The sequence below is a fragment of the Brevundimonas abyssalis TAR-001 genome, from assembly GCF_000466985.1.
GTDB classification, from domain to species: domain Bacteria; phylum Pseudomonadota; class Alphaproteobacteria; order Caulobacterales; family Caulobacteraceae; genus Brevundimonas; species Brevundimonas abyssalis.
Map to the genome: position 1 here is coordinate 1 of NZ_BATC01000090.1, position 7,551 is coordinate 7,551.

The 7,551-nt window shown below is 69.5% G+C and carries 6 protein-coding genes; 2 read left to right on the plus strand and 4 right to left on the minus strand.

Annotated elements, in window-relative coordinates; translation table 11 throughout:
* Together MBEBAB_RS18170 and MBEBAB_RS14190 are read right to left on the minus strand one after the other, a co-directional pair.
* Nucleotides 1-1,884, minus strand: a 1,884-nt coding sequence (locus MBEBAB_RS18170) for a histidine kinase dimerization/phospho-acceptor domain-containing protein (RefSeq protein WP_052516823.1), incomplete at its 3' end; no start/stop codon positions are given.
* 150 nt (nt 1,885-2,034) lie between these two features.
* Nucleotides 2,035-2,604: a hypothetical protein gene (locus MBEBAB_RS14190; protein ID WP_045319439.1), complete on the minus strand. Its 570-nt coding sequence runs from the start codon at nt 2,602-2,604 to the stop codon at nt 2,035-2,037.
* A 148-nt stretch (nt 2,605-2,752) separates the two neighbouring features.
* Between MBEBAB_RS14190 and MBEBAB_RS14195 the strand changes: the two genes are divergently transcribed.
* Together MBEBAB_RS14195 and MBEBAB_RS14200 are read left to right on the plus strand one after the other, a co-directional pair.
* Complete coding sequence (locus MBEBAB_RS14195) at nt 2,753-4,978, plus strand: TonB-dependent hemoglobin/transferrin/lactoferrin family receptor (protein ID WP_021698680.1); 2,226 nt, start codon at nt 2,753-2,755, stop codon at nt 4,976-4,978.
* A 44-nt stretch (nt 4,979-5,022) separates the two neighbouring features.
* Nucleotides 5,023-6,021, plus strand: coding sequence for a DUF6607 family protein (locus MBEBAB_RS14200; RefSeq protein WP_021698681.1), 999 nt, complete (start codon nt 5,023-5,025; stop codon nt 6,019-6,021).
* Between the two features lie 6 nt (nt 6,022-6,027).
* Here the strand turns inward: MBEBAB_RS14200 and MBEBAB_RS14205 are convergent, their stop codons facing one another.
* Together MBEBAB_RS14205 and MBEBAB_RS14210 are read right to left on the minus strand one after the other, a co-directional pair.
* Entirely contained in the window at nt 6,028-6,441 is a 414-nt protein-coding gene (locus MBEBAB_RS14205; protein ID WP_021698682.1) for a CBS domain-containing protein, read from the minus strand.
* 59 nt (nt 6,442-6,500) lie between these two features.
* A partial coding sequence (locus tag MBEBAB_RS14210) for a pyridoxal phosphate-dependent aminotransferase (protein WP_045319440.1) occupies nt 6,501-7,551 on the minus strand: 1,051 nt, incomplete at its 5' end.

The following is a 7,551-nucleotide window of genomic DNA, read 5'->3' on the forward strand; positions in this document are numbered from 1 at the left end:
CTCGATCTTGGCCATGTCGAGGATGTCGTTGATCAGGGCCAGCAGGTGCTGGCCCGAGTTCAGGATGTCGACGGCGTAGCCCTTGTAGCGTTCGTCGCCGAGGGGGCCGAACATCTCGCCGGCCATGATCTCGGAGAAGCCGTTGATGGCGTTCAGCGGGGTGCGCAGTTCGTGGCTCATATTGGCCAGGAACTCGCTCTTGGCCTGATTGGCCGCCTCGGCGCGCACCATGGCCTCCTCGTACTTCCGCGCCAGCTGGGACAGTTCCTCCTGGCTCTTCTCCAGCTTGCTCACGGTCAGCTGCAGAGCGTCGGCGGCCTGTTTGCGCTCCACCTCCTGACGCTTGATGACGGTGATGTCGGCGGCCGTGACCACGGCCCCGCCGTCGCCCGTGAAGCGCTCGGACATCTGCAGCCAGCGGCCGTCGGCCAGCTCGATCTCGCGCATGCCGGGGCGGCCGGTGGCCGAGGGCTGGTCCTTGCGGATGGCCAGGGCGGCGATGCGGTTCAGCTCTTCCTTCTGGGCGCCCCGCTTGAGGTGGCCGGGCTGGAATCCGAAGGCGTCCTGGAAAGCCTGGTTCCACAGGATCAGCCGGCCGTAGCGGTCGAACAGGACGAAGGCGTCCGACACGCTTTCGATGGCGTCGCGCAGGCGGTTCTCGGCGGCCTGGGCCTGGGCCTTGGCGCGTCGGGACTCGGTGATGTCCAGGGCCACGCCCATGAGATGGTCATAGCCGTCCGGGCCGCGCTGGCGCGGGGCCTGGCCGCGCAGCTCCATCCACAGGGGCGGCTGGTCCGGGGCGTCCACGCGGAAGGCGATCTCCACCTGGCCGTAGGCCTGGGCCTGGCGCAGGGCGTGCTCCACCGCCTCACGGTGCCGGGGATTTATGCGCTCGATGATCTGATCGGCGGCGATGACGCCGCCCCGGCCGAAGCCGAGCATGCCCGCCATGACGTCGGACACCACCACCTCGTCCCGGTCCAGGTTCCATTCCCAGACGCCGCAGCGCGCGGCCTCGACGGCGGTGTGGAAGCGTCGTTCGGTGTCGGCCCAGACGCGGGCGGCGCGGCGCGCCCGGCGTTCCTGGAACAGCACAAGGGCGCTCAGCCCCAGACCCAGACCCAGCGGGCCGATCAGGATCCAGGCGTCGCCGAACAGGGTCATCAGGCCCCCGCCTGCCGCCGGGGCGGCGGCGACGATGGTGGCCGGGGCGGTTTGCGTGTCCACGGCGGTCAGGCGCAACTCGCCCCGGGTGTGGACGCCGCCGCCCTCCGCGTGCTCGGCCAGGGTTTCGGGGGTCAGCCCCAGGGCCGAGGCGGGCTGGTCGCGCAGGGCGGACGCGGCCGAAGCGATGATGAGGCCGTCGGCGTTGACGATGCTGACGGCCAGACCCTGCCTGGCCAGGGCGGCGGGGGCCGCGAGATCAGGCGCGGGGAGGCGAGCGATCACGGTGCGGCCGCCGGATGCCTGAAGCCGCAGCAGCAGGGCCTCGCCGTCCCGGGCTCGGGACAGGGCGTGGCCTTCCGAGGCCTCCGTCGACCGGAAGGCGCCGGCTTCGGCGCCGGCCGCCGCGAGGATGTCGCCCCCCTCGGAGACGACGGCGTAGGCTGGACCCGGCGCGTCGGCGCGGGCCTGCTCCACGGCGTCAAGCGGGCGCGACGGCGAGGCGACCAGGGCGCGGACCGCAGCGGTCAGGCCGATCATGGCGCGGGCGGAGTCGGCGTCCAGGCGCGCGGCGGTCAGTTCAGAACGGGTCTCGAGCGCCTGGGCCATGGAGGCGGCCTGCTCCCGCGGGCGGTCTCCGGCCTGACGGGCATAGAGCAGGGAGTAGATCGACAGGCCGAGCGCAGCGATAAGCACAGCGATGCGCACCCAGACGGGCATGCCCAGACCGGATGACGCCCTGTCGGATGACCTGCGGCCCGGTCCTGTCCCGCGGCGTTCGTCGGCGTTCAACGCCCTCTCCCGCACGATTCGTGAAGACGCACAGCCTAGGGTGCGTCGCAGATTCGTGTCGAGGCCGCGCGGCGAAGATCAGGCGGCGGTCGCCGCGACGGGTTCATCCACGTCGCCGACCGGGGTCGGCACGGTCTTGACGGCCTTCAGCATCTCGCGCGCCGCGCGGGCCAGGCGGATCAATTCGGGCGGAGCCTCGTCCACATTCTCGTCGATGGAGCCCGCCAGATCCTCGGCCAGCTTCATCAGCATGGGCGCCGCGGCGATCAGCCGGGCCTGGGCCTCGATCTTCTCGGGGTCGCGATCGTATTCGGCGCCGGGCACCCGCCAGCCGCCCCAGTCGGCAGGGTCGGTGACCACCACGGGGTAGGTGCCGGGGAAGGGGTGATGCTGGCAGTCCTCGGCCAGCTGCCACTTGTTGCGCGCGCGCAGCAGGCGCCAGTCGCCCATGTCGGCGGCGGCGGCGTCGTCCTGCGGCAGCATCAGTTCGGAGCCGGTGAACTCGCGCCCCAGACCGACGTCATAGGTGACGCGCACGGGCTCATCGAAACCCTTGGCCCAGACCGGCTGGACCTTCTCGATGCAGGCCCAGGCGCCGACGCACTCGACCCAGACCTTCTGGCCCTTCTGAAACTGCGCGCGCGCCATGGCTCGACCTCGATGCTCGTGAACAGACGGATCGATCATGCCGCGCCCAGGGTTAGCGGCCGGTTTCGACGGGGAAATAATTATTGATATTGCTTCTGCAAATCGTTCGCAGTAATTGCGCCGCTCAACGAACAACAGGGGCCATCTCATGCGCACGTTTCTGCTTTCCACCTCCGCCGTTCTCAGCCTGACGGCGGGCGCCGCCTGGGCCGAAACCGATCTGGAAGGGACGGTCGAGGCGCCCCAGGTGGCGCCGGTCACCGTGATCGCCACGCGCAACGAAACCCGCACCGACGAGATCCCCGTCACCGTCAGCGTCATCACCGCCGAGGAGATCGAGGCGAACCTCTACACCGACATCAAGGATCTGGTGCGGTTCGAACCGGGCGTCAGCGTGCCCACCAGCCCGCAGCGCTTCACCGCCGCCCTGTCGGGCGCGGGCCGGGACGGCAATTCGGGCTTCACCATCCGGGGCATGGGCGGTGACAGGGTGCTGATCGTGACCGACGGCATCCGTATGCCGGACGGCTTTTCGTTCGGAGCGCAGAACGTGGGGCGGGGCGGCTACAACGACCTGGACCTGATGCAGCGGGTGGAGATCCTGCGCGGACCGGCTTCGGCGCTGTACGGCTCCGACGGCATCGCGGGCGCGGTCAGCTTCACCACCAGGGACCCTGAGGACATGCTGGGCGGCGAGGCGTTCACCGCGCGGGCGCGGGTCGGCTATGCGTCGGCGGACGAGAGCTGGACCGAGGGCGTCTCCATCGCCGGATCGAACGGCGCGCTGTCGGGGCTGCTGGCCTACACCCGCCGCGACGGGCAGGAGACCGAAAACCAGGGCGATGATTTCAGCGAGACCACCGCGCGCACCGCGCCGAACCCCATGGACCTGTCTTCCAATGCGGTGCTGGGCAAGCTGGTGTGGCAGGTCGCGCCGAACCACCGTCTGCGCCTGACGTATGACCACTATGATTCCGACCTGTCGGGCGATGCGCTGTCCAGTCGGGGCCCGGCCGTGCCGCCGTTCCAGCCCAACGCGACGTTGCAGGTGCTGGGCGAGGACGAGCAGGCGCGCGACCGGGTCAGCCTGGACCATCGTTTCACCGACGCCTTCGGCCTCGATCGCGGCTCCATGGCGGTCTACTGGCAGGACGCCACGACGCGCCAGTTCACCTATGAGGACCGCGACCCGGCGGCGGACCGGACGCGGGACGTGACCTTCGACACCCGCGTCTACGGCCTGAACGCCGAGGGCTATCGCGTGTTCGGCCGGGGCGGTGCGGTGCAGCACCGCGTCACCTTCGGCGGCGACTGGTCCGAGAGCACCCAGGAGGCCATCCGCGGCGGCACGGTTCCCGGAGCCGGCGAGACCTTCCCCAACCGGCCGTTCCCCATCACCGACTACAGCCTCTCGGGCCTGTTCATCCAGAACGAGATGGTGCTGCTGGACGGCCGTCTGAGCATCACCCCGGCGGTGCGCTATGACTGGTACGAACTGACGCCGGAAGCCGACGCGCTCTACACCGGCGGGCCCGTGGAGGGGCAGAGCGACAGCCATGTCTCGCCCAAGCTGGGCGTGGTCTACTGGCCGACCGCGACCTTCGGCCTGTTCGCCAATGTGGCCGAGGGCTTCAAGGCGCCGTCGCCCATGCAGGTGAACAACGCCTTCTCCAACCCGCTGTTCGGCTATGTCTCGATCCCCAATCCGGACCTGGGGCCGGAGACCTCCACCAGCGTCGAGGGCGGAATCCGCTTCCGGAACGTGCAGGTGGCCGGCGGCGATGCGCGCCTGTCGCTGGCGGCGTTCCGCTCGGACTATGACGACTTCATCAGCCAGATTGTGGTGAGCGGGTCGTTCACCCCGGCGGACCCGGCGGTCTACCAGTACGTGAACCTTGGCAGCGTGACGGTGCATGGCTTCGAGGCTCGGGGCGACATCGCCTGGGACAACGGGTTCAACGCCACCGCGGCCTTCTCCTACGCCGACGGCGAGCAGACCGAGGCGGGGGTGCGCGCTTCACTGCCGACCATCGACCCGATCAAGCTGGTGGCGGGTCTGGGCTATGCCGAACCGGCGGGCCGCTGGGGCGGGCAGGCGATCGTCACCTGGTCGGCGGAGAAGGACGCGAACGAGACCGACGGGCTGAACTGCTACGACACCTGCTTCACCGGCGACGACTTCACCCTGCTGGACCTGACCGCGTATTGGAACGTCAACGACAGCGTCACCCTGCGGGCGGGCGTGTTCAACGTCTTCGACGAGACCTACGGCTGGTGGAGCGACATCGCGGGCCTGTTGGCCGCCTCCACTGTGCTGGACGCCTACACCCAGCCGGGGCGGAATGTCTCCGTCTCCCTGGCCCTTCGTTACTGACCTCCACCCCCTCAACGCGATCATTCGCACCAAGGAGCAACGCCATGCGTTCCACCGCCATCGCCCTCGCCGCCATTCTGGCCGCTCCCCTGGCCGCTCCCCTGGCCGTCATGGCCCAACCTGTTCTGGCGCAGCCGGCGCAAGCACGGGCTGAGCAGTCCCGCTTCGAGCAGGACCGTCAGGCCATCCTGTCCCAGGTCGGGGACTTCCGCGTCCGTTTCGACATGCGCGAAACGGTTCCGTTCCAAAACGGCTACGAGCCGCTGGATCCCAAGCTGTCGGGCGGCAACGAGATCGTCCGGGTGGTCTACGACGACGGCGACCGCATCAGCCTGCAGCACATCCTGGTGATGGACCACGAGGGTCAGACCTTCGTCATCAAGCACTGGCGTCAGGACTGGGTCTATCAGCCCGAGGCGGTGCTGACCTACGCCGGGCCCGACCGCTGGACGCTGACGCCGGTGGACGCGGCGGCGCGGCGCGGGGCGTGGTCCCAGACCGTGTGGCAGACCGATGATTCACCCCGTTATGGCGGCGTGGGGCGCTGGTCCCACGACAACGGCATGGTGCAGTGGACCTCAGACGAGACCACCCGCCCGCTGGCGCGGCGGGATGCGGTGCGCGACCCGGTCTATGATCGCTATGTGGGGACCAACCGCCACGTGCTGACGCCCTTCGGCTGGGCGCACCTGCAGGACAACGTCAAGCTGGGCCAGGCTCCTGGCGCCGCCACGGGGCTGGTGGCCTATGTGCAGGAGGATGTGGTCAACACCTACCGCCGCTGGGACGGGTTCGACCCTGCGGCCGGCGACGCCTACTGGGCGGCGACCTCGGACTACTGGGCCGCCGTGCGCGGCTTCTGGGACGCGGCCATCGCCGCCGGCAACGGCGTCACGGTTGAGGAGGAGCCCGACAACGGCGCGGTGACGGGCCCGACCCTGATGGGTCTGGCCGACCGGATCGAGGACGGCGAAATCACCACCGAGGCCGCCATCGCCGAAGCGCGCCGCACCATCGCCGAGGCGACGGGCGCGGCGCTCTGACGAACGTCAGTTCGGGCGGGAGATGTCTTCCAGGGCCTCTCCCGCGTATTTCTCCTTCACGCGGATCGACAGGTCGCCGAGGGAGACCACGCCCACGAGGCGGTTGTCCTGGTCGAGGATCGGAAGGCGGCGGATCTGCTTGTCGGACATGCATTTCAGCACGTCCTTGAGATCTTCGTCGTCGCGGCGCCATTCCACCGTGGTGGTCATGGCCTCGCTGACCGGGGTGTCCACGCCCGCGCCGCCGGCCAGGGCCCGGACCACCAGATCGCGGTCGGTCACCGTGCCCACCAGCTGATCGCCCTCGGCCACCGGCATGAAGCCGAAGTCGCCCGCCGCCATGCGGCCGGCCACGTTCTGGATGCTGTCGCCCGGGCGTGCGACCTGCACGTCGCGGCTCATGATGTCGCGGACCTTCATGACGTCTCTCCTTGAATGATGGGTGATGAACCCGTCGGGAGAGGCGCGGTTCCGGATGGTCAGGTGAGGCCGGCGCAGAACCGCTGGATGCGACGGCAGGCTTCCTCGAGCACATCTTCCGAGGTGGCGTAGCTGATGCGGAAGAAGGGCGACAGGCCGAAGGCCGCGCCGTGGACCACCGCCACGCCCTCGGCCTCCAGCAGTTCGCGGGCGAACACCTCGTCGCTGTCGATGACCACGCCGGTCTCCGTGGTCTTGCCCATCACCCCTTCGGCCGACGGATAGACATAGAAGGCGCCCTCGGGCGTGGCGCAGGTGATGCCCTCGGCGGCGTTCAGCATCGACACGACCAGGTCGCGGCGCTTTTCGAAGGCGGCGCGGCGCACGGCCATGAAGTCCTGCGGCCCGTTCAGGGCCTCGACGGCGGCGGCCTGGCTGATGGAGGAGGGGTTGGACGTGGTCTGGCCCGCCACCTTGCGCATCAGGTCGATCAGGGGCTTCGGCCCGCCCGCATAGCCGATGCGCCAGCCGGTCATGGCGTAGGCTTTCGACACGCCGTTGACCGTCAGGGTGCGCTCGTAGAGGTCGGGCGCCACCTGGGCGATGGTGGTGTAGTCGAAGCCGCCGTAGACCAGATGCTCGTACATGTCGTCGGTCATGACCCAGACCTGGGGATGACGGCGCAGGACCTCGGCCAGGGACTCCAGCTCGGCGCGGGTGTAGGCGGCGCCGGTGGGGTTGGAGGGGCTGTTCAGGATCAGCCACTTTGTGCGGGGCGTGATGGCGGCCTCCAGCACCTCGGGCTTGAGCTTGAAGCCGTCGGCGGCCTGGCCGACCACCTCCACCGGCTCGCCGCCCGCCAGCAGCACCATGTCCGGATAGCTGACCCAGTAGGGCGCGGGCACGATCACCTCGTCGCCGGGCGAGAGGGTGGCGACCAGGGCGTTGTAGAGCACAGCCTTGCCGCCGGGGGCCACGTGGATCTGGCTGGTCTCGTAGGTCAGGCCGTTCTCGCGGACGAATTTGGCGACGATGGCGGCCTTCAGCTCCGGCGTGCCGTCCACGTCGGTGTATTTGGTGTCGCCGCGCTGGATGGCGGCGATGGCGGCC

Bases quoted from the DNA above. Each gene is read 5' to 3' on its own strand.
- MBEBAB_RS14190 (WP_045319439.1), bottom strand. From the start codon at position 2,604: ATGGCGCGCGCGCAGTTTCAGAAGGGCCAGAAGGTCTGGGTCGAGTGC.
- MBEBAB_RS14205 (WP_021698682.1), bottom strand. From the start codon at position 6,441: ATGAAGGTCCGCGACATCATGAGCCGCGACGTGCAGGTCGCACGCCCG.
- MBEBAB_RS14195 (WP_021698680.1), top strand. From the start codon at position 2,753: ATGCGCACGTTTCTGCTTTCCACCTCCGCCGTTCTCAGCCTGACGGCG.
- MBEBAB_RS14200 (WP_021698681.1), top strand. From the start codon at position 5,023: ATGCGTTCCACCGCCATCGCCCTCGCCGCCATTCTGGCCGCTCCCCTG.